Annotated in this window: 19 protein-coding genes; 12 read left to right on the forward strand and 7 right to left on the reverse strand. The window is 60.9% G+C overall.

What is annotated here, in order from left to right; genetic code table 11:
* Both BLR85_RS22320 and BLR85_RS22325 read left to right on the forward strand, forming a co-directional pair.
* A partial coding sequence (locus BLR85_RS22320) for an integrase core domain-containing protein (protein WP_139188505.1) occupies window positions 1-293 on the forward strand: 293 nt, incomplete at its 5' end.
* Between the two features lie 1319 nt (window positions 294-1612).
* On the forward strand, window positions 1613-3205 hold the full coding sequence (locus tag BLR85_RS22325) for a caspase family protein (protein ID WP_093162629.1): 1593 nt from the start codon (window positions 1613-1615) through the stop codon (window positions 3203-3205).
* Window positions 3206-4029: 824 nt separating this feature from the next.
* Here BLR85_RS22325 and BLR85_RS22330 read toward each other — a convergent pair.
* The 4 genes from BLR85_RS22330 to BLR85_RS22345 form a co-directional block, all read right to left on the reverse strand.
* A complete protein-coding gene (locus BLR85_RS22330; protein ID WP_093162632.1) occupies window positions 4030-4557 on the reverse strand; it encodes an OsmC family protein in 528 nt (175 codons plus the stop codon).
* A 15-nt stretch (window positions 4558-4572) separates the two neighbouring features.
* Window positions 4573-6507, reverse strand: a complete 1935-nt coding sequence (locus tag BLR85_RS22335) for a tripartite tricarboxylate transporter permease (protein ID WP_093162635.1) — start codon at window positions 6505-6507, stop codon at window positions 4573-4575.
* 69 nt (window positions 6508-6576) lie between these two features.
* The gene (locus BLR85_RS22340; RefSeq protein WP_212635136.1) at window positions 6577-7653 is read right to left on the reverse strand and encodes a type 2 periplasmic-binding domain-containing protein; all 1077 of its coding nucleotides are present in this window, start codon (window positions 7651-7653) and stop codon (window positions 6577-6579) included.
* A gap of 39 nt (window positions 7654-7692) precedes the next feature.
* The gene (locus BLR85_RS22345) at window positions 7693-8562 is read right to left on the reverse strand and encodes a fumarylacetoacetate hydrolase family protein (protein WP_093162641.1); all 870 of its coding nucleotides are present in this window, start codon (window positions 8560-8562) and stop codon (window positions 7693-7695) included.
* 108 nt (window positions 8563-8670) lie between these two features.
* Between BLR85_RS22345 and BLR85_RS22350 the strand changes: the two genes are divergently transcribed.
* From BLR85_RS22350 to BLR85_RS22380, 6 genes are all read left to right on the forward strand, one after another.
* Entirely contained in the window at window positions 8671-9375 is a 705-nt protein-coding gene (locus BLR85_RS22350; protein WP_093162644.1) for a GntR family transcriptional regulator, read from the forward strand.
* 1 nt (window position 9376) lies between these two features.
* Complete coding sequence (locus BLR85_RS22355) at window positions 9377-10123, forward strand: sulfite exporter TauE/SafE family protein (protein WP_093162647.1); 747 nt, start codon at window positions 9377-9379, stop codon at window positions 10121-10123.
* Window positions 10124-10135: 12 nt separating this feature from the next.
* Window positions 10136-11065: a fumarylacetoacetate hydrolase family protein gene (locus BLR85_RS22360; protein ID WP_093162650.1), complete on the forward strand. Its 930-nt coding sequence runs from the start codon at window positions 10136-10138 to the stop codon at window positions 11063-11065.
* 671 nt (window positions 11066-11736) lie between these two features.
* Window positions 11737-12033, forward strand: a complete 297-nt coding sequence (locus BLR85_RS28650; protein ID WP_139188506.1) for a hypothetical protein — start codon at window positions 11737-11739, stop codon at window positions 12031-12033.
* 92 nt (window positions 12034-12125) lie between these two features.
* On the forward strand, window positions 12126-13016 hold the full coding sequence (locus BLR85_RS22375) for a TIM barrel protein (protein WP_244520831.1): 891 nt from the start codon (window positions 12126-12128) through the stop codon (window positions 13014-13016).
* Window positions 13017-13018: 2 nt separating this feature from the next.
* A complete protein-coding gene (locus BLR85_RS22380) occupies window positions 13019-13897 on the forward strand; it encodes a PfkB family carbohydrate kinase (protein ID WP_093162664.1) in 879 nt (292 codons plus the stop codon).
* Here BLR85_RS22380 and BLR85_RS22385 read toward each other — a convergent pair.
* Together BLR85_RS22385 and BLR85_RS22390 are read right to left on the reverse strand one after the other, a co-directional pair.
* A complete protein-coding gene (locus BLR85_RS22385; protein ID WP_093162666.1) occupies window positions 13879-14721 on the reverse strand; it encodes an amidohydrolase family protein in 843 nt (280 codons plus the stop codon). The two genes, BLR85_RS22380 and BLR85_RS22385, sit on opposite strands and share 19 nt — an antisense overlap.
* A gap of 10 nt (window positions 14722-14731) precedes the next feature.
* Window positions 14732-15760 (reverse strand): aldo/keto reductase, encoded by a 1029-nt coding sequence (locus BLR85_RS22390; RefSeq protein WP_093162669.1) that lies wholly within the window; start codon window positions 15758-15760, stop codon window positions 14732-14734.
* Between the two features lie 96 nt (window positions 15761-15856).
* Between BLR85_RS22390 and BLR85_RS22395 the strand changes: the two genes are divergently transcribed.
* Genes BLR85_RS22395 through BLR85_RS22410 form a run of 4 tightly spaced genes read left to right on the forward strand, consistent with a single transcriptional unit; the run spans window position 15857 to window position 19822 of the window.
* A complete protein-coding gene (locus BLR85_RS22395) occupies window positions 15857-16669 on the forward strand; it encodes a BtpA/SgcQ family protein (protein WP_093162671.1) in 813 nt (270 codons plus the stop codon).
* Window positions 16666-17772, forward strand: coding sequence for a M42 family metallopeptidase (locus BLR85_RS22400; protein ID WP_093162674.1), 1107 nt, complete (start codon window positions 16666-16668; stop codon window positions 17770-17772). The genes BLR85_RS22395 and BLR85_RS22400 overlap by 4 nt, the downstream gene beginning before the upstream one ends.
* Window positions 17769-19271, forward strand: coding sequence for an FGGY-family carbohydrate kinase (locus BLR85_RS22405; RefSeq protein WP_093162677.1), 1503 nt, complete (start codon window positions 17769-17771; stop codon window positions 19269-19271). Before BLR85_RS22400 ends, BLR85_RS22405 begins: the two co-directional genes overlap by 4 nt.
* The gene (locus tag BLR85_RS22410) at window positions 19268-19822 is read left to right on the forward strand and encodes an SIS domain-containing protein (RefSeq protein WP_170844705.1); all 555 of its coding nucleotides are present in this window, start codon (window positions 19268-19270) and stop codon (window positions 19820-19822) included. Before BLR85_RS22405 ends, BLR85_RS22410 begins: the two co-directional genes overlap by 4 nt.
* A 12-nt stretch (window positions 19823-19834) precedes the next feature.
* On the opposite strand, the gene BLR85_RS22415 is transcribed toward BLR85_RS22410, so the two are convergent.
* Window positions 19835-20752: a carbohydrate ABC transporter permease gene (locus BLR85_RS22415; RefSeq protein WP_093162681.1), complete on the reverse strand. Its 918-nt coding sequence runs from the start codon at window positions 20750-20752 to the stop codon at window positions 19835-19837.

A 20752-nucleotide genomic window follows, 5' to 3' on the forward strand; every position in this document is an offset into this window, starting at 1 on the left:
TGGCAATTCGGGTCGATAACGGCCCCGAATACGTCAGTTCCACCCTCATGAATTGGGCTGAGAAGCAGGGCATCGCCCTGAACTACATCCAGCCCGGAAAGCCTCAGCAGAACGCCTATGTCGAGCGCTACAACCGGACTGTCCGGCACGAATGGCTGGACCTCTACATCTTTGACACCATCGAGGAGGTGCAGCAGATAGCAACCGAATGGCTATGGACCTACAACAATGAGCGCCCCAACATGGGGATCGGCGGGATCACTCCTGCCATGAAGCTGAAAAAGGCCGCGTGAATTCTACGAAACCACCCCGCCAAAACGGGGAGGATTACCATACACTTCGAACGGTGCGCCTCAGGCCTAAGAAACAGAAATGACCGGAAAGTTGGGTGGTCGTGTGGGGGCGGCAGAACATTCACGCCACTCACGATGAAGCCCAGATGCCGTTACCCCTAGGAAATTCGGACCCCCACAGTGAAAAGGTACAGGTGCGCGGGTCTGTGAGAATGCCTCGGAACTGAAACACCGTGTTTCCAATTCGGAAATTCACGGCAAGCATGAAAAGCGTGACCATCGAAAAAATCCCGAGACAGTCAAAACTAGAACGCGGGTAGCGAGTCATCCCCTGTACCTGTCGCCTTATGCTGCCCAGTGGCAGAATACGCTGCACCCCGCCTTCCAGTTGGCCAATGCGAAGCTCACACGTTTCATGAACCTATGGTGAAAATGGGCTGGGACTGTTTTGCCGATACAGTCACAAAGCACCCCGGTGCAGCGAAATCTGCAACCGGGGCCTGGGGGTGTGGGAAAAATTGTTTCCAATATCGTCGTTATAGCAGAAAAAAATGCCTCACTGGAGTCCAAATAGAAACAATCAACTCAAAACAAGACAAAAAAACCGGCGCGCTGGTGGGCGCTGCCGGGGCGAGATTTGATGAAGATGGCTCTTAACTTCCCCCGCAACATAGCCTGCAATGGTACGGTGGGCGAGAGATTTCCAACGTTGGCATGACGTCGGTACATCACCTGGCAGAGCGTACACACGAACCGGCGGTTCGACGACGTCCTTTCGCGAGGGTCTCGCAACTCAGAGGTAGAGTCCCGGGTTCTTTCGGCGCTTCTCCTCTTTCTCGGCATTCAGCCGGCGAAGGACATGCGCCATATCCTCGGCTTCTTCGGGAACCTTTTCTGTTCCGCGGGATGCGGGTTCGTCAGATTCCGTTGAGGAAGTGTTATCGGGTTTCTGCATCATTTCCGACCTCATCCTGATCGACTCAGCGCCCCGAGGCTGTGCCTGTCGCAACTTCGATCACTCGAAATGTGACACGAGACTCGACGCTTGCCCATTGACCTGTGTCAAACTCCCGCCCCAAAGCAGCAGGGCAAACCGTGATCGAGGTGAGAACAGTTCGAACACGGCAGCTTTGCCGACTTTGGAGACATCCGATAAAAGTACTCAGATGACCGGATTGAGCGGCGTCCGAGTTTAGAAACGGCTCACCGCTGGCATTTGTGGAAACGCAGAGATTGCGATGACGATTGCTCCTATCTCCCGCGATGCGTAGTTTGGAGGAAAGAGCCTCAGCAGAAATTGGTCTGATCAATCCTAAGCAATGTTAGTCAAAGTCCTTTCAGTAGCCGTGATACTTCTTGCAACCTTCGTAGAATCCGTTGCAGAAACCCCTGCACGTGTTGCGATGGTGATTGGCAACTCCGCTTATGAAAGGGCGCCGGTCCTCGATAATCCAATTAATGACGCCACTGATATTGCCGCATCGCTTGGTCGACTTGGGTTCGACGTCCAACTCGTCCTCAACGCTGATGACCGGCAGTTGCGCCAGCACTTCCAAGAGTTTGCACGCTTGGCCGAGACCGCGGAACTTTCTCTAGTTTACTTTGCGGGTCACGGGATCGAGGTGGACAAGGCCAACTACCTAATACCGGTGAATGCCGAACTACAAAGTGGGAAAGATGTTCAGCTCGAGGCTATTCCGCTGGACGTGGTAATGCGGGCGCTGGCGCCCTCAGATGGCGTCAAGATCGTTCTCGTGGATGCATGTCGTGACAATCCTTTCGCAGACCGTCTTCGCGAAAGCGAAGGTACACGCTCCGTCGGCACTGGCCTAGGGCGCGTAGACCCGATTGGTGGAGTTTTGGCGGGTGGCGTGCTGGTTTCCTACGCAGCACGCGAGGGAACGTTGGCCCTCGACGGGACCGGACGGAATTCTCCATATGCGCAGGCGTTGCTGGAGTATCTTGAGGAACCGGGCCTCGAAGTCAGCAAGTTGTTTCGAAAGGTGCGAGATCGTGTGTTTGACCTCACGAACGGAAGGCAGGAGCCCTTTACTTATGGGGCTTTGCCTGGAGAAGACATATACTTGGCGCCGCTGAGTCCCGTGTTTCGAGCGTCGAACTCTAAACCAAGTGTTTCGCCTACCGTGCCGTGGATGGAGATCAAGGCGCCCAGCGCCAGTGCCAACATAGACAACATCCTATCCATGGCACAACGACGCCAGGTCCAGACGGCGTTGCTATACCTTGGCGAGAACCCCGGCCCAGTGGACGGGCAGTTTGGCCCTAGCACCCGGCGAGCTATCGCTGCTGCACGCCTTAAATTGGCGTTGCCGCCGTCGAACCACGTTTCCAAACAGTTGTTAGATCGTTTGCCAAACGCACCAGCCATTGACGCGCTGAAAAGCTCCAAAGCACGCGCCTACAGAGCCGACAACCTGCCCTCGAACATGGAGCCGCGGCTGGCTCGCATCTTTGGAGCATTTTCCGAAAGGAAGATAATGTTCGACTATTTCGAGGGTCGTCTTTACGTCGTTGTCCTAGCAGTTCGAGCCGATTGGCATAGCTCGAGCCAGGCGGCGGCCAACGCTGGCGGACATCTCGTCACCATTACGAGCGACGAAGAGAACCGCTTTGTGAAATCGCTTGTCTCAAGCGACCCAAATTTATTTGCAAAGCCAACCTACGGCGACGGTTTGAGAGGCCCTTTGATTGGACTTTACAAGAATGAGGCGGGCCTATGGGGATGGGTGACTGGCGAACCTTTGAGATATTTAGGTTGGGCCGCTGGTCAGCCGGACCACTATAATGGATGGGAGACCGTGGCGGCACTCCATATGGCGAACCAACGGTCGGCACCAGAATGGAACGATATTGCCGGCGTAGCGCCCGGCTTTGTCGTAGAGGTAGATTGACTTAGATTGGTGCTTCCTCAACAAATGCGTGATCTTTAAGGCGGACGCAAACAAGAAACCGCCCAACGTCACCTTGGCGCAGGAAGCGGTCTGTCGGAGGGAGTGAAGGGAACGGCGGCTGTGTCCGCTGACCTGACCTTGGGCTTTCTCTTGCCGAAGGTCCGCTCCTTGACCGCCATGCTGGATACCGGGCGACCGCGACGGGGATTGCCGCGCCGCCGAGAATGACTGCAAGGTCGGCAAACGTTCCCTTCAGGCATCAGCGGTAGTGCCGGTGCGCCTTCGACGAGGCCGACGGCAGCTTCCTGCGCAATCCTGCCGTTGGCAGGTCACGGCACCTCGCACACGCAGCATGGTTTCCGACCGTCGTGAACGGCCCGGAGTTGCTATTCAACAAGGGTGCTGAGAATGGCGGGAAAGTGGCTAGAGCGGACATCGGTTTGTTGCGAGCTTAGGTTGGAAATTACAGGCCGAAGGCAACGCGTAGTCGGTTGTCTGGATCGGAAATGACTCCTCACGTAAATACCGTCGAAGACCCAGCGGTTTATTGCTCTCCAGTACTACCGAAATCATGCCGGTAAGAAGGTGTACTTGAAGCGCTTCCCCAGAACGTTCTTTTGCACCTTTCTCATCGTATTACGCGTCAAGTTATTGATGACGAAGTACGCATGGGAATCAGGACACCGGTTCGGAGGTCGTGCGAGCCCACGCTGCGGTTCAGGGCGAGAAGTTCCACTTGCTGATGAGCAGTCTGAAGCCGGTTGCACAGTAGTCAGAGAGACGGCACGGGGTTTGGTCTTCCGCCAGTACGGGATCTAGCGGAGTCACTCGACGCTGCCGGAATACTCCTCAGCCGGCCTTTGCTCCCAAGTGACCGCCATATCAACCTTTGCCGCGGCGAGGAGGTTCATCACCGGGCATCGGAACTCGACATTCTTTGCGAGCTGACGAAACCGCGCGTCTGTCTCGTCGGAGTAGACGGTGATGGTCAGCGTTCCGCTTTCGAAATACGGGCGAATGCCGGGAACACCCTTCGGCCCGCGCACGTCGATCTGGCTCTCGCAAGCGAAATCGACCCCGGTATAGTCAAAGCCCATAGCCTTGGCCACTCCGTTGATGATGACCCCGTCGCATCCAACGAGGGCAACGAGGACGGTCTCAAGCGGGCTAGGCGCGCTATTTGTGCCGCCGAGTGAGGCTGGCTCATCGGTGTAGACCGGTGCGAAGTCCCTCACCTGGATCTTGGTTCGCGTCCCGGCGGCATTGGTCGCCTTCACATGGCGAACACCTATCTTCTTAGTGGTGGGATCGATGCTTGGCTCAATGATGTCATTATCGATCATGTCGGACATGACAGGTCTCCCGAATTAGCTGAGTGCGATTAGTGCGCCGACCGGAGCGTCGCCTCGCAAAAGGTCGAAGAGAAGGCGCACGATGCCGAAGACGAACACGCCATAGATCGCGGCCGTCCACGGACGCATACGCGCGCGGTAGAGAAGCATGTAGGCGATGAGCGCCACCGTCGGGATGCTAAGCCCGATGGCCCAGACGGCAATCGTGTAGCCGATCAGCACGGCGAGGACGGTCAGTTCACCGGCGTCGCGGGCGAAGTCGTTTTCGTATTCACGCACACCACGGATCACCAACCACAGAGCCAGCGGCAGTCCAGGCACAATCGCAAGCGACGGCATGAGGCGCGAGGCCGGGTTGAAGGAGAACATCTCCCAGAGCGCATAGCTGAACATTGCCGAGCAAGTGACAGCAAGGACGAGAGCGATGCCGCGGTTAGACTCCGGCGGTGTTGCGTCCTCGTCGCCCGGGCCTTCCTCACCTGGTGTCCGATGGGTTCTGAGCCAGCGGATGGTCGATAGGATCAACGGGATCACGATCACGGAGGAGATCAAGAGTACTCCCGGACGGGTGAGCCACGACCACCCATGGATCTGGTTCGTCAGCCAGAAGTACTGCTCCATCGGACCGGAAAGAACGAACCCGACCAGCGCGGGCGCGCGCGGCCAGCCGCCATGTTTCATCAACCAGCCGAGTGCACCAAGCGTGAACAGCATGAAGATGTCGCCCATGGTCGAGGTCGACTGATAGGCGCCGATCACCATGATCAGGACGAGCGGTGCCGCGATGATCGCGAAAGGAATACGGGTGAGCCGCGCGAGCGCAGGCGTAATCGCGAAGCACAGCGCCGCACCGACCACCGAGGTCAGCGCCACCGACCAGACGATCAGGAACATCAGGTCAGGGTTCTGGTTGATCATCCGCGGCCCGGGATAATACCCAAACGAGAACAGAGCGCCGAGGAAGATCGCCGCTGCCGGACCGCCCGGCACGCTGAAGAGAACGGTCGGCACGAGGTCCGAGATCACAGTGGCGTTGTTCGCGCCTTCGGAGGCTGCGATACCGCGGATCTCACCCTTGCCGAACTTCGACTTGTCCTTGGTCGATCGGATTGCATGGCCGTAGGCGACCCAAGTCGAGGCCGAAGCGCCGACCGCCGGGACGAAGCCACCGAGCACACCGATAAAGGCAGCGCGCAAGACAAGCCACTTGTTGCGCCAAAAATCGCGGAAGCCCTCGCCCCAACGAACAACCTCCATGCGCTCGTGGCTGATGCCACCGCCCGCGGCGAGCATCGAGATCACTTCAGCCACGCCAAAGAGCCCAAGCGCCACGATAGTCAGTGAGAAGCCATCGAGCAGGTAGACCTGACCGAAGGTGAAGCGGAAATCGGCGGCCGCCTGTGCAGGGCCGACGACGCCGAGGAGAACGCCGAGGCAAGCGGCCGCCAGCCCCTTGGCGAGGTCTTTTCCGATCATCGACGACGCGAAGAACAGGCCCACGAGGGCGAACATGAAAAGTTCGGGTGTGGAGAGCATGAGCACGATGGGCCCTGCGATGGGGATTGCCAAGAACAGGATCAGCGCGCCGACAAGGCCGCCCACCATCGAGGCCAAGAAGCCAACCCCAAGCGCCCGCGCAGCTTGGCCCTGCTTGGCAAGCGCATGGCCCTCGATCGCCGTCGGCGCCGATGCTGGCGAGCCCGGTGCGCCGAGAAGCACGGAGGTGATCGTGTCGGAGGTGTAGACGACCGAAACCGCGCCGAGGAGCATGGCGAGCCCGGAGTAGTCGTCGAGGTAATAGATGAATGGTAGAAGGATCGAAACGGCCGCCACACCGCCCAGCCCCGGCAGCATGCCGAAAACCATGCCCACGATCATGCCGGCGAAAAGCGCCGCGAGGCGCAGCGGGTCGAACAAAGCATCGAGCGCGGTCAGCGCATGTTCAAGCATCCGGGCCTCCGGCAGGGCGCTAAAAGGGTGCGCGCGGGCCAGGTACTTCGGCCCGCGCGGCTTTGCTGATCAGAAGTTGACGCCGTACTTTGTCGACAGCAGATCGCGTAGGTAGGTCTTTACCTCTTCGGACGGAGACAGCGCCGCCTTGATCGCCGCCTCGGTATCCGGCCCCGCATTCAGGCGAGCGCCGTTCGTCACCTTGAGCGCCTCTTGCTGGAACTCGGGATCGTCGTTGATGGCCGCGACCGTTTCAGCAAAGAGATCGATGACCTCCTGGGGCGTGTCGGGGTGCATGTAGCCCGTCAGCCCGTAAGCGTAGGTGACAGAGGCGACGCCCTGGAACGCGTCCCATTCGATCCCCGACGGTGCCGAGCCGTAAAGCATCTCATGCACCTCGTAGACAGAAGGCAGTTCGGGTGCGATTGAGTCGCGGGCCTTGAGGACGCCGCCATCCATAGCACCGCCCGTCCAGAGCGGAACCGCCGTACCAGCATCGACGGACGGAACAACCTGCGTCAAGTAGACAGGGGTAAACTGGTAATCGAGGTTGAGCTCGCCTTGTTCGAAGGCAAGTCGCACCGGTCCGCGACCGTTGAAGCCGAGGACTGATTTAACGTCGAGGTCCAGCACTTCGAACGACAGAAGACCAGGCAAGTCCGAGGCAGCCGCCGCAATCCCGCCGTAGATCAATTGTGTCGTTGCGTTCTTGATGTCTGCCGCACTGGTTACGCCAGTCGTCGGCGAGACATAGGCGACGGCGCTGAACGGATGGCTATAGGCCACGCGATAGTCGGCGAGGCGATACTCGACACCCTCCTGCCCCAGCACGAACGGGTTCGCCGTGGACGAGGTCGTGAACAGGATCGTCGTTCCGTCCGACTTCGCATTCTGCTCGAACCAGTTTGCGCCGAGGATCGATCCGCCCCCGGGGCGGGAAACGACATCGATGTCGGGATTGCCGGGCAGGTGTTTTTCGAAATAGGGCTCGAGGAACTTCGCCGAGACGAAGGTCGCGCCGCCTTCTCCGAAGGGCACGACGATCTCGATAGACTTGCCGGCGAAGTAGCCGTCCTGCGCTTGGGCGGCAGTGGCCAGCCCGATGGTTGCGGCGAGTGCCGCCGTGGTCTTCATTAGTTTCCGCATGTCTTCAGTCCTCCCATGGAATGCGCGTGCTTTCCGGCTCTACCCGATTGTGTTCTCCAACGTTCCGAGCCCAGTGATCTCAACCTGCATGACATCGCCTGCTTTAAGGTATTTCGGTGGCTTGAACCCGATCCCCACGCCGACCGGCGTACCTGTCGCTATGATGTCGCCCGGAAGGAGTGTCATCGTCCGGCTCATTGTCTCAATGAGCGTCGGGATATCGAAGATGAGATCGGCCACCTTGGCGCGTTGGCGTTCCTCGCCGTTGATCCGCGTCACGAGCTCAAGCTCCGTCACGTCGCCGACCTCGTCGGCGGTCGCGATCCACGGGCCCATCGGGCAGAACGTATCGACACCCTTGCCGATGACCCACTGGTTGTGGTCCTTCTGCAGTTCGCGCGAGGTTACGTCATTGATCGTGACGTAGCCGAATACATGGTCGTAAGCCTGTTCCCTCGTGACCTGAAAACAGGTCTTGCCAATCACGACCCCAAGCTCACCCTCGTAGTCGACCGAGTTCGTGGGATCGAGCGACGCCCTCACCACGGCGCCCGGTCCACACACGCTCGTCGTGGCTTTGGTGAAAATGACAGGGTGAGAGGGAACAGTTTCCTTGGCGCTTGAATCGAAGCCGCTGGAATGAAATTCGGCGGCGTGAGCATAGTAGTTCTTTCCTACGCAAAACACGTCGCGTCGCGGTTCGGGAACAGGCGCCATCAGACAAATGTCCGACAGCGGAACCCGCCGCGTTCCAGACTTCGCCCAATCCGAAACGGCGCTCTGACCGCCGGAGATAACGTCGAGCACCGCGCGGCGGGCGCTTTCGCCTTCTATACAGACAACGGCATCCTCCCCATCGATGAAACCGGCTGCGATATCGTCACCGCTCTGGAAGGTTATAAGCTTCATGTTCTCGACACTTCCAATCTTTATCGATAGAATGAGAAAACATATATAGGCTCGTCTGTCAAATGTATGTTTGGGCGGATCTTTAGACGGGCAGTGCAAGGTAGAAGCATGACGCAGACGAAAACGCTTGCAGCGAACACCGAGGCGCAGACGCTGAGCGAAACCGCCTACCGGAGCCTCAAGAGCGACATTATCCGAGGGGAGCGCATCCCGGGCGAACGCCTGCGCATCGAGAGACTCAAGGGCATTTATGGAATCGGACCGACCCCGCTCCGCGAGGCGCTGCAAAAGCTCAGCCAGGATGGGCTTGTGACCAGCGAAGGAAACCGCGGTTTCACGGTTGCCCCGCTCGACCCAGGGGAGTTCGCTGACCTCAACCTTGCGCGCACTGCAATCGAGAAAGAGGCCTTGCGTCTCTCAATCGAGAAAGGGGACGACGACTGGGAGGCGCGCGTCGTTGCAGCGAGCTACATTATGCGAAAAGAAGACAAGGCGCTGCCGTCATCGCAAAGTGGGGTACCCGACAGTTGGGAGCGCGCGAATGCCGAATTCCACACTGCCTTGGTCTCAGCATGTGGATCGGCATGGCTCCTGAAGATCCGCGCAGGACTCCATGAGCTTTGCGAACGCTATCGCCGCGCGTCGGTCTATCAGAAGATGGGTTCCCGGAACCTGGAAACCGAACACGCCGAGATCGCCGAAGCGGTGCTGGCGCGTGACACAGCCCGTGCGGTCGAACTAGTCGAGCGGCACTTCGCCCTTACGGCATCGAGCCTGATCAAGGAGACGGGCACACCCGCCCCTGCACGATAGAATGACAGGCGAGATCCTCTTTTTCCTTGCGGCCGGACTTCTCGGAGGCGCCGTAAACGCCGCGGCCGGAGGCGCCAAGCTATTCGTTTTTCCTCTCCTTCTTGCCTCCGGCTTGCCGCCCATCGCGGCGAACGTGACCCAGGGCGTAGCGCTTTGGCCTGCGCAACTCCCCGCAGTCTGGGTCTACCGAGCGGAAATCCGTGCCGAACTTAGAAACCTCATCACTCTGGTGGTCCCCGCCTTCGTTGGCGCCCTTTCCGGCGCGATCATAATGGTGAACTCCAGCAATGCCGCCTTTGTCAGAGTCGTGCCGTTCCTTTTGGCGATTGCAGTCGCCGCCATCGTCCTTGGCCCCCGCACGACAGACCTCATGCGCCGCGCTCTTCCAGGCGCACGCCTAAAGGCGGCCACTGTCGTGCTCATGTTTGCCATCGGCTTCTACGGCGGGTTCTTCGGTGCCGGTATGGGTTTCATGCTGCTCGCCGTTCTGTCGATTGCAACCGGTAAAGGGATCGCACAGGTCAACGGTGCGAAAAACCTCTTCGCCTTCGTCATCCAGTCTGTCGCGGTGGGGCCGATGATCCTCTCGGGTCTCGTCGACTGGCTCGCCGCCGTCTGCGTGCTTGTCGGCGGCATCATCGGCGGCTACTTCGGCGCCCACCTTGTCCGCCGCCTGCCGGAAAAACTTGTCCGTCTTGGCGTTGCTGCCCTTGGCGTGGCGCTCACCCTTTCCTTTCTGGCGTCCTGAGGAGGAAAAGGCATGAAACTCGCGACATTATTAGAAGACGCGGAGCGCAAGCTAGGCGTGGTCGATGGAGACACAATTGTCGATCTCGCTGCCGCCGGCCTCGACCCGGAAATCACCGACATGACACGGCTCATCGCAGGCGGTGATCCGATCATGGAAGATGTCCGCCAAGCCGTTGCGATCGCGCCGGACCACGCGCGGCACCCCATTTGCGATATTGCTCTGGCAGCGCCCATGCTTCCCTCGACGGTCCTATGCGCAGGCAGCAACTACCGCTCGCACAATGCCGAAAAGGCCGGTGCGCCCCTCAGCGGCAAGGAGCCCGAATTCTTCATCAAGACATCGGACTGCGTCATTGGTCCCAACGACCCGATCGTCCACGACACGATCCTCACCAAGAAACTCGATTGCGAGACCGAGCTTGCCATCGTGATCGGCAAGCCCGGCAGACACATCCCCACGGACCGAGCGCTGAAGCACGTCTTTGGCTATACGGTTGCCAACGATGTGACGGCCCGCGATCGGCAGGTTCGCTTCACCGAGACCGGAACGGTCTTCTACGAACTCGGGCGGGGCAAGGCGTTCGACAGCAGCCTGCCGCTCGGCCCGGTCATTACCACTGCCGACGAAATACCCGACCCCCAGGCGCTCGCACTCTCAACACGGATCAACGGTGAATTGCGCCAGCACGCCAACACCTCCGAGATGATCTGGAGCTGCGCAGAATTGATCCACGTCTTTTCCATGAACTTCACGCTTCGCCCCGGGATGATCATCCTGACCGGCACTCCTTCAGGAACCGCTTGGTCCGTCGATGCAGAGCTTGGTGGATCATGGCATCCGACAGAAGACCTCTTAGCCGCGAGCCGCTATTGTCTTCGCGGCGATGTCGTCGAAAACGAGATCGAAGCGATCGGGTGTTTGCGCAACCCGGTGGTGTAGAAAAGAGCGTCATTCAGCGCCACCTCTAACTGCCTACGTCCTGCCCTCGCATTTGGCGGTGAACCCGCTTGCCGGGAGCCCATCCAGGCATCGGCTAGTTCCGGGGCATGCCCGAGATTTGGATGTCCGCTTTGTCCGCTGACCGGACGTTGGCTCGCCTCGCGGCGAACGACCATTCTCCGCCCTTCTTGACCGATGCCGCGAAGGCGTCGTCTCCTATTTCTCCATCGCAGCGAACGGCCGCTAGGTCGGCAACGCCGAAGAAGAACCAACCAAATGGCGACATGGCGCAACGAAGTTCACCTTCCAAGATTGGGGAAACTCCTCCCGTTCCGCCGGACGGTTGTGCCGCGGCGAAGCACATAGAGGTTCGCCGGGCGGTCGTCGAGGCTTTCGCCGTTGATGTGCCCGATCCGCCATGGCGGCCAGAAGCCGCGAACCAGCAAGAAGACTATGCGTGCGCGAGGCAGTCGGTCCACGTTGTGGATATCGACGCGGTGATACGGTCGGCCTCGCCCGAGCGTCTCGATGTTGCCCGCCTCGTCCCCGGGCAGGTTATAGTAGTGCTCACACCTCCAGAATATCCGCCCTGTCTTCGGGTCGAGCCGAAACAAGGCAATGCAGTCCTCGGGCGTAATTCTCGGGCAACGAGGCCTGCTCCGGAGCCCGAAATGAGCCTGTTCCCGTGGTGTTGGCGGCGGCGTGTGCAGGATGCCTGCGCGCTTGGGATTTGCTGCGGAACCAGCTGTCCGGGATCAGCACCTGTGGGCCTGCTTGAGGGATTTGGCGTCGATCGAAGGAATTCGGGTTTAGATGGTATCGAATACATGATGGCAGGCGAAGTTCCTCTGATTCCGCATTTACAGAAACTGTTTGTGCCTGAGTTCGAGGTCATGCCGCTTGAAAAGTCTTACCCTCGCTTGTTCAATGCCATCCACTCGTATTCCGATGGAAGGACCAATCGATGACTTCAACACGCACGGGTCGGCACCGATACGCGGCGCGGCTCAATGCATTTCGCGCTTCAGCCTCCGCTGGCAAAAAGCCCACGGTGGCCGAAATGATCAAGGCAGCTGGCCATGTCGGCGGGCTTACCGCTGCCGACCTCAACTATCCCGACCATTTCGCGTTTCACGACGGCGTCGCGCTTGCGCGCTTGCTGGCCGAAAACGGCATGGCGCTGAACGGGCTCGCGATGCGCTATTACACGGACCCCGGCTTCGCCATCGGCGCGTTCACCAATCCGAACCCCGCCACCCGCCGCGCTGCCATAGACCTGACAAAACAGGGAATCGACACACTCGCCGAAATGGGCGGACGGCTCATGACGCTCTGGATGGGCCAAGACGGGTTCGATTACGCATTTCAAGCCGATTACGCTCGGATGTGGGACGATACCGTCGCGGCGATCGCTGACGTTGCCGACCACAACCCAGCGATCGACATCTCGATCGAATACAAGCCCAACGAGCCGCGTGCCTTCGCGCTGATGCCGGACGTCGCCACCACACTGCTCGCTCTTCGGGAGGTCGGACGGCCCAATACCGGCGTCACGCTCGACTTCGCCCATGTGCTCTATGCCGACGAGATGCCAGCTCATGCCGCGCATCTCGTGTCGCGCCACTCCCGGTTGCTTGGCGTCCACCTCAATGATGGCTACGGCAAACGCGACGACGGGCTGATGGCAGGTACCGTCCATGCCGTGCAGACGGTGGAACTCTTCGTCGAACTCGATCGGGCAGGATACGATGGCGTGATCTATTTCGACACTTTCCCCGATCAATCCGGGCTCGACCCGGTAGAGGAGGCACGCACCAATATCCGCCTGACCGAGCGTCTTCGAGAGGTGGCAAAGGTGCTTACCGGAGAGGCGGCGCTGGCGTCGGCGATCGCGGCACAGGATGCTGCACAGAGCCAGCGCATCGTCGCTGCAGCGCTCTACGGGGCGTGAACATGGACGTTTTCGTGGTCGGCGCGCTGCATCTCGACGTCGTCGTGGACGCACCACACCTGCCCGCACTCGACGAAACCGTGGTCGGCTCCTCAGTCGCCTACCGCTTCGGCGGGAAAGGCGGCAACCAGGCAGTGGCAGCGGCGCGGATGGGCGCTCGGACCGGGATGGCCGGCCAGGTCGGGACCGACGGCTTCGGCGAGCAGATCCTTGGCGCGCTCGATGCCGCCGGGGTGGACCGCAGGCAAGTACGACAAAGCTCCGGCGCCTCCGGCATGAGCGTCGCCGTCGTCGACAGGAACGGCGACTATGGCGCCGTGATCGTCTCCGGCGCCAACCTTGGCATCGACCCGATCGAGGTCACTCCACCCGACGGGCTAAAGGTGCTCCTGCTTCAGAACGAGATACCCGAAGCGGTAAACCTCGCGGTGGCTATGCACGTCCCCGCCGAGACCCTGATCATACTCAACGCCGCCCCGGCCCGCCCTCTAGCCCCCACGCTGCTGAAGCGCACCGACATCTTCGTGGTTAACCGTGTCGAGCACTTGGCACTTCTGGCGTCACTCTCAGAGGCAGGTATCCCTCCGGAAGAAAAGACCATCCTTGCCACCCGCGGTGCCGAAGGGTTGGCACTCACCGAACCCGGCTATGAGCCGGTCGCGTTACCCGCTCACATTGTGCCGGTCGTCTCGACCCACGGAGCTGGCGACGCCTTTGTCGGCGCTCTGGCGGCGGAACTGGCACGCGGCGCCAAGCTCCCAGCGGCGACACGGTTTGCCCAAGGCGCAGCTGCGCTTGCCGTCACGACGCCCCCCGACGCGCGTTCGGAAATCAAGGAAGCCGAAGTACGCGCCTTTCTCCTTCAGACCGCGAGCCGGTAAAACTCGACAGCGGTACCACCGAAAATCCGCGCCTTGTCCATGTCTGGCAGATCCGCTGTCAGCGCAACTGCCGCCGCGCGCCAGCCGGCATACTCGGTCCGCAGCCGACATACAGGCCAGTCGGAGCCCCACATCACACGCTCCGCCCCGAATACCGATATCACGTGTTCGGCATATGGCCGGAGGCGATCAACGGTCCAACCCTCGATGTCCTCGGTCACCAACGCGGAGAACTTGCACACTGTCCCACGCCGCTCGGCGAGCTTCGCCATGCCGTCGGCCCAGAACTGGAAATGCGTCTCGGACTGCTCGTGAATCTGCGGTTTCATGCAATGATCCACCACCACCTGGAGGTCTGGGTATCGCGTCAGCAGGGTATGGAAATTGGCGAGGTGGCGCGGGAAACCTAGCGCGTCGAAGGTCAGACCAAGCTCCGTTAGCGCAGCGTAGCCCCACTGCACATCTTCACGCAGCATCCAATTGTCATCGGGAATGTCTTGGATCATCGGCCGTACGCCGAGGAACTTCGGGTGCGCCGCCAACCGTTCGAGGTGGCGGCGATGCTCCGGACGCTCGAAATCGACCCACCCGACGACGCCAGCTACGAAGGGCGTCGCATCGGCGATGCCGAGAAGGTACTCCGTTTCCTCGACGGTGGCGGCGGCCTGCACCAGGACGGTGTGGCCGATGCCATGCGTCTCAAGTTCTGATAACAGGTCAGCCGGGCCATACGGGCGCGCGAGCGTCAAGTTATCCTTCGGCATCCAATCGTAGTCCCCACGGGCCGGGTTCCAGAAATGTTGGTGCGCGTCGATCTGAACCATCGCAGTTAACTCAATTGACCGGCGCGTCGGGCCGCATAAGGCCCTCGGCCTTCAGGTCGTTCCATAGCGGTGGCGGAATCACCGCCGAAGCGGCATGAACGTTCGCTTCCATCTCCGACAGCCCTTGTCCGCCCGGGATCACCGAAACCACCGCCGGATGGCACAGGGGAAATCTGAAGGCGGCGTCCAGCATACGAACGCCGTGGTGCTCGCAGACCTTCTGGATGTGCCCAACCCGATCGAGGATCTCCGGCGGGGCCGGGTCGTAATTGTAATACGCCCCTGGGCGCGGTCCGGTGGCAAGTATCCCCGAGTTGTAGGGGCCACCGATGACAATGCCTATGCCACGCTCGACGCAGAGCGGCAGGAAACTCTCCAGCGCCTCCTGTTCGAGAAGAGTATAGCGTCCGGCGAGCAGGAAGAGATCGAAGTCACCGCGCTTCGCCATCCACTGGCAGGGCTGCCATTCGTTGATCCCGCCACCGAAGGCACGGATCACGCCCTCGTTGCGTAACTTAACCAACGCGTTGTAGCCGCCATCCATGAACTCGGCGAGCCTGGCGTCAACCACCGACTGCGAGCCGTGATTGAAGACGTCGAGGTCGTGGACGTAGAGTATGTCGATCCGGTCTGTTCCGAGCCGCTCCAGTGAAAATTCGAGTGACCGCATCACCCCGTCAAAGGTATAGTCATAGACCTCCTTGCGCGAAGGCACGTCGAACCATTTTCCGACGCCTTCACGCTGATCCGGCGGACAGACGGTGAGAAGGCGCCCGACCTTGGACGAAAGCACGTATTCGTCGCGCGGCTTGTCGCGCAGGAAACGGTTGAGCCGGGTTTCCGAGAGCCCGTACCCATAAAGTGGCGCGGTGTCGAAATAGCGGACCCCCGCCTCCCAGGCACTCTCCAGGATCGCGTGCGCCTCGTCGTCGCCGATCGCACGGTAGAGATTACCGATCGAAGCAGCACCGAAGCCGAGTTCCGTGAAGGTCAGCCCGCCATTGCCGAGCCTGTCCCAATGCCGTTTCCTGAGCGTCATGCGTTCCTCCCTCGCCCGACCGGCATGCTAGTATGAAACGCCTTGGGTACCAATGTTTTCCGAGCTAGTCTCAGGCGCAGAAAAGTGGGGAGAGTGATGAAAAAGTTCGAACGCGTGTTCGCGACGTCCCGACCGGTGATCGGAATGGTTCACCTCGGCGCATTACCCGGAGCTCCGCTCCACGACGCGAAGGCCGGCCTCGATGGCCTCGTAGCGGCAGCCCGGGCCGACCTCAAAGCGCTGCAGGCGGCAGGTTTCGACGCGGTGATGTTCGGCAACGAGAACGACCGACCCTACGAGTTTTCCGTCGACACCGCCTCGACCGCGACGATGGCCTTCGTGATTGGCCAATTAAAGGACGAAATCACCGTTCCCTTCGGCGTCAACGTGCTCTGGGATCCAATGTCGACCGTGGCCCTCGCCGCTGCCACAGGCGCGGCCTTCGTTCGAGAGATATTTACCGGAACTTACGCCTCCGACATGGGGCCCTGGACTCCCGACGCCGGTGCCGCGATGCGCTATCGCAACCGGCTCGGGCGGGACGACTGCCTGATGCTCTACAACGTCTCGGCTGAATTTGCCGACAGCCTAGACCGCCGCCCCCTACCCGACCGAGCGCGCAGCGCGGTGTTCTCTTCCGTCCCGGACGCGGTTCTGGTCTCGGGCCAGATCACCGGCGAAGCGGCGGCGCTTTCGGACCTCGAAGCGGTCAAGGCCGTGCTGCCAGAGACACCAGTGATGGCCAACACCGGGGTGAAGCAAGACACGGTTTCCGAGGTGCTGAGAGTCGCCGACGGCTGCGTCGTCGGGTCGGCACTCAAAGTGGATGGCAACACCTGGAACCCGGTCGACCCGGAGCGGGCTGCCGATTTCATGGCGCGCGCCCGCGCAGCCAGGGAAGAGACATGACCGACGCGCTGCGCAAGGTGCTAACCGACCTGATGGAAACCCCGGGCCTCGCAGGTCACGAGGACCGTGTGCGCAACCGTATCGCCGACTGGCTGCACAAAGTAGCCGGCGTAGATGGCCAGACCGACCGCATGGGAAACCTCTGGGCGACGTTTCCGGGCGAAGCCGGCGCCCCATCGGTGCTACTCTTTACCCACATGGACCAACTTGGGTTCGTAGTTCGCAAGGTCGAGTCCGACGGCTTTCTTCGACTAGAGCGGCTGGGTGGCGTGCCCGAACGCGCGCTTGCGGCGCAGGCTGTGCTGGTGTGCGTTGAAAACGGCTGCGACGTGCCGGGGGTAATTGCCAACAAGAGTCACCACGCCACCAGCCCCGAGGAAAAATATCAGGTCGTTCGCTACCGAGACCTCTATGTCGATGCCGGCTTCGCGTCGGCGGAGGACACTAAGGCGGCAGGAGTGCGGATTGGAACACCCGTGGTCTACGCCCCGCGTGCGATGGCGCTCGGGGAGTTCCGTGTCGCCGGCACCAGCGTCGACGACCGCGCCGGCTGTGCCGCGCTGATCCAGATCGCACGACGGCTTGCAGCGCGAGAAGGTGGCCCAACCGTCCACGTTGCCTTCACCACGCAGGAGGAGTTCAACCTGCGCGGCGCGCTGCCGCTGGCTCAGCGGCTTAACCCCGACATCGCGCTCCAAATCGACCTTATGCTCGCCTCCGACACCCCTGACGCCGGAGATCTCGGCGAGATGAAACTCGGCGAGGGGCCGGGCATGAGCCTCTATTCCTTCCATGGCCGCGGCACGCTCAATGGCGTGATCCCCCACCCGGCGTTAGTGCGGCTGGCCGAGGACTCGGCGGAGGCCAGCGAGGTGACGCTGCAACGCTCGGCCCAGACCGGAGTCCTCACCGACCTGTCCTATGTCCAGCTTGTCGGCGAGGGTGTCGCATCGCTCGATCTGGGTTTCCCGATGCGCTATTCGCATTCGGCGCTCGAGGTCTGCGACATGCGTGACCTCGACGGGCTGGTAAGCCTTCTCGACGAGATGCTCGCCCGTATCGGGCCCGGCTTCGATCTTTCCCGTGTCGGGGGCGCGGTATGAGCTACACGCTCGGCGTCGATATCGGAACCTTTGAATCCAAGGGCGTTCTGGTCGATGGCTCGGGTCGGATCGTCGCCCAGGCGGCACGGCCGCACGAGATGCTGGTGCCGCGTCCCGGCTGGGCCGAACACCGCCCGGAAGAGGATTGGTGGGGAGACTTCGTCGCGATCACACGAGATTTGCTCGCCACCGCGCAGATCGACTCGGGCGAGATCGCCTGCGTGGCAACCAGTGCGATCGGTCCCTGCATGCTGCCGGTCGACCGCGCCGGTCGGCCGTTGATGAACGGGGTTCTGTATGGCGTCGACACCCGGGCGGCAGCGGAGATCGACGAACTGACAGAGCGGATCGGTGCAGAGACCATTCTCGACCGCTGCGGCAACGCCCTCACATCGCAATCGGTCGGACCAAAGATCCTGTGGCTGAAACGGAACCGTCCGGAAATCTTCGCCAAGACCGCGAAGATTATCACCTCGACGAGCTTCCTCGTCCAGCGCCTAACCGGCGAATACGTGATCGACCACTATACCGCTGCCAATTTCAGCCCGCTCTATGACGTAGCAACGCTGGACTGGACAACCGACCTCGCCGACGACATCGTCGCCCCGGAGGCGCTGCCGCGCCTGCTCTGGTCAGCCGAAATCGCTGGGTATGTTACTGCGCAGGCCGCGGCAGAGACCGGGCTTGTAGAAGGTACGCCGGTGACTGCCGGCACGATCGACGCGGCGGCCGAGGCGGTGAGCGTGGGCGTGCGCAACAGCGGTGACATGATGATGATGTACGGCTCTACTATCTTCATCATCCAGATAACCGACGCGCGGGTCCGCGACCCCCGCCTCTGGTACGCGCCCTGGCTCACCCCAAACAGCCACGCTTCAATGGCTGGGCTCGCCACCTCTGGCACGCTTACCCACTGGTTCCGTGACCGCTTCGCCCGCGAACTTCCGCGCGAGACCGCCTTCGCCACACTGGCCGAGGAGGCCGCTGCTTCGCCACCCGGCGCCAATGGCATTCTGTTCCTTCCGTACTTCTCCGGCGAGCGCACGCCGATCCACGACCCGCGCGCCAAAGGTGCCTTTTTCGGTCTTAACCTTACCCATAGCCGAGGCGACCTTTATCGTGCGGTGATTGAAGGCATCGCGAATGGCACCGGCCATGTGATCGAGACCTATAGCGAGCTCGGCCAAGCTCCGCGTCGTATCCTTGCAGTCGGCGGCGGCACCAAAAACGCAAACTGGCTCCAGGGCACCTCCGACATCGCCGGCGTGCCGCAGATTGTCTGCGAGAAGACCGTCGGTGCCTCCTACGGCGACGCCTTTCTCGCTGCCTGTGCCGTGGGCCTTGCCCGCCCGAACGACATCGACGAATGGAACCCGGTTGTTCGCACCGTCAGCCCCGAACACAACGAAACCCTAGCCCGGCAGTACATGCTGTTTCGACGGCTCTACGAACAGACAAAGGATATCGCCCATGCGCTGGACATTGGGGCTTTGCCGTGACGAAGGAGTTAGGCATCGCGATCAGTGAACTGCACTCCGCCATCGCTGCGATCGACCCGGCCGAGATCGACACCGCCTGCTCTGCCATCGCCACCGCCCGCCGAGTGGTGCTCTACGGTTGCGGCCGAGAGGGGCTGCAACTGCGGGGCTTGGCGATGCGACTTCATCACCTCGGACGCGAGGTTGCGATGCACGGTGACATGGCGGCGCCACCGGTCAGCGCGGGCGATCTCTTTGTCGCTTCGGCCGGGCCGGGCGAACTTTCCACCGTCACAGACCTGATGCGGGTCGCGCGCGAAGCAGGCGCCAACATACTGTTCATGACGGCGGAGCCGCAGACCCCTTCGGCGGCACTGGCCACCTGGGTTCTGACCATCCCGGCGCAAACCATGGCACGCGATCGCATGCCCGGAGCAAGCCGCATCCTGCCGATGGAATCGGTCTACGAGGGCGCGCTGTTCCTTCTCTTCGAGATCATGATCCTTAAGCTGCGCGAACAGCTTGGCGTCACCCCTGAAGCAATGCGCGCCAACCACACCAACCTCGAATAGCCCGGCGCAACGTTACTTCACCGCCCCCGCCGCCATTCCCTTGATGATGAAACGTTCGAGGAGGATCCCGATCACAATGAGCGGCAGGATCGCGGCCGAAGAGAGTGCCGCCATCGACCACCATGAAATGCCCTGCGAACCGGTCTGACTTGCGACCATCACCGGCAGGGTCTTGGCATTTGTGGAGGTCAGCAGTGCGGCAAAGAAATACTCGTTCCATGTCAGCACCAGCGACAGGATGAAGGCCGCAACCATACCCGGCAGTGCGATCGGGACGATGATGGTCAGGAAGGCCCCCCACACCGAGAGCCCGTCTACCAGCGCCGCCTCCTCGAGTTCGGTCGGGATCGAGCCGAACTGGTCGCGCATGATCCAGATGACGATGGGCAGCACGGTAAGAGTATAGAGCAGGATCAGCCCGATCCGCGTATCAAGCAGCGCCAGCTCCTTGTAGAGCACGAGGAATGGCAGCGCGAGCACCACCGGCGGCAGGATGAGTTGAGACAGGAAGAAGAAGGACAGGTCCGAGTTGCGCATGAAACCGAACCGGTAATCGAAGCGGCTGAGCCCGTAAGCGGCGCAGCTTCCAAGAAACAGAGCAAGTAGCGAAGAAGAAACGGCAACCACCGTCGAGTTCCAAAACCGCTTGAGAAACTCCTCCCTTACCGTTGATTCCGTAAAGATTGTCTCGGGCGACAGGCCAAGTGATCGCATCCCGAGCCATTTCGGCGTGTAATCCACCCAAGGCACCATGTTGCCCTGCATCACGTCGGGCGCCGCCTTGAAGGAAGTCGTGATAGTCCAGTAGATCGGAAAAAGGCAGATGACTGCCCAGAGCAACAGGACCGCGTAAATCACCAAGCGGCTGGCCAGCCAACTCGGGCGGAAGGCCCGGTCGCTCTCGCTATCGTGGAATATCTGCTCGCTCAT

The organism is Aliiruegeria lutimaris (assembly GCF_900099935.1).
In the GTDB taxonomy this organism is placed as follows: domain Bacteria; phylum Pseudomonadota; class Alphaproteobacteria; order Rhodobacterales; family Rhodobacteraceae; genus Tropicimonas; species Tropicimonas lutimaris.

What these genes read in the sequence shown, in the direction of transcription:
- BLR85_RS22325 (WP_093162629.1), top strand. Translation starts at nt 1,613, where the DNA reads ATGTTAGTCAAAGTCCTTTCAGTAGCCGTGATACTTCTTGCAACCTTC.
- BLR85_RS22330 (WP_093162632.1), bottom strand. Translation starts at nt 4,557, where the DNA reads ATGTCCGACATGATCGATAATGACATCATTGAGCCAAGCATCGATCCC.
- BLR85_RS22335 (WP_093162635.1), bottom strand. Translation starts at nt 6,507, where the DNA reads ATGCTTGAACATGCGCTGACCGCGCTCGATGCTTTGTTCGACCCGCTG.
- BLR85_RS22340 (WP_212635136.1), bottom strand. Translation starts at nt 7,653, where the DNA reads ATGCGGAAACTAATGAAGACCACGGCGGCACTCGCCGCAACCATCGGG.
- BLR85_RS22345 (WP_093162641.1), bottom strand. Translation starts at nt 8,562, where the DNA reads ATGAAGCTTATAACCTTCCAGAGCGGTGACGATATCGCAGCCGGTTTC.
- BLR85_RS22350 (WP_093162644.1), top strand. Translation starts at nt 8,671, where the DNA reads ATGACGCAGACGAAAACGCTTGCAGCGAACACCGAGGCGCAGACGCTG.
- BLR85_RS22355 (WP_093162647.1), top strand. Translation starts at nt 9,377, where the DNA reads ATGACAGGCGAGATCCTCTTTTTCCTTGCGGCCGGACTTCTCGGAGGC.
- BLR85_RS22360 (WP_093162650.1), top strand. Translation starts at nt 10,136, where the DNA reads ATGAAACTCGCGACATTATTAGAAGACGCGGAGCGCAAGCTAGGCGTG.
- BLR85_RS28650 (WP_139188506.1), top strand. Translation starts at nt 11,737, where the DNA reads ATGAGCCTGTTCCCGTGGTGTTGGCGGCGGCGTGTGCAGGATGCCTGC.
- BLR85_RS22375 (WP_244520831.1), top strand. Translation starts at nt 12,126, where the DNA reads ATGATCAAGGCAGCTGGCCATGTCGGCGGGCTTACCGCTGCCGACCTC.
- BLR85_RS22380 (WP_093162664.1), top strand. Translation starts at nt 13,019, where the DNA reads ATGGACGTTTTCGTGGTCGGCGCGCTGCATCTCGACGTCGTCGTGGAC.
- BLR85_RS22385 (WP_093162666.1), bottom strand. Translation starts at nt 14,721, where the DNA reads ATGGTTCAGATCGACGCGCACCAACATTTCTGGAACCCGGCCCGTGGG.
- BLR85_RS22390 (WP_093162669.1), bottom strand. Translation starts at nt 15,760, where the DNA reads ATGACGCTCAGGAAACGGCATTGGGACAGGCTCGGCAATGGCGGGCTG.
- BLR85_RS22395 (WP_093162671.1), top strand. Translation starts at nt 15,857, where the DNA reads ATGAAAAAGTTCGAACGCGTGTTCGCGACGTCCCGACCGGTGATCGGA.
- BLR85_RS22400 (WP_093162674.1), top strand. Translation starts at nt 16,666, where the DNA reads ATGACCGACGCGCTGCGCAAGGTGCTAACCGACCTGATGGAAACCCCG.
- BLR85_RS22405 (WP_093162677.1), top strand. Translation starts at nt 17,769, where the DNA reads ATGAGCTACACGCTCGGCGTCGATATCGGAACCTTTGAATCCAAGGGC.
- BLR85_RS22415 (WP_093162681.1), bottom strand. Translation starts at nt 20,752, where the DNA reads ATGAGCGAGCAGATATTCCACGATAGCGAGAGCGACCGGGCCTTCCGC.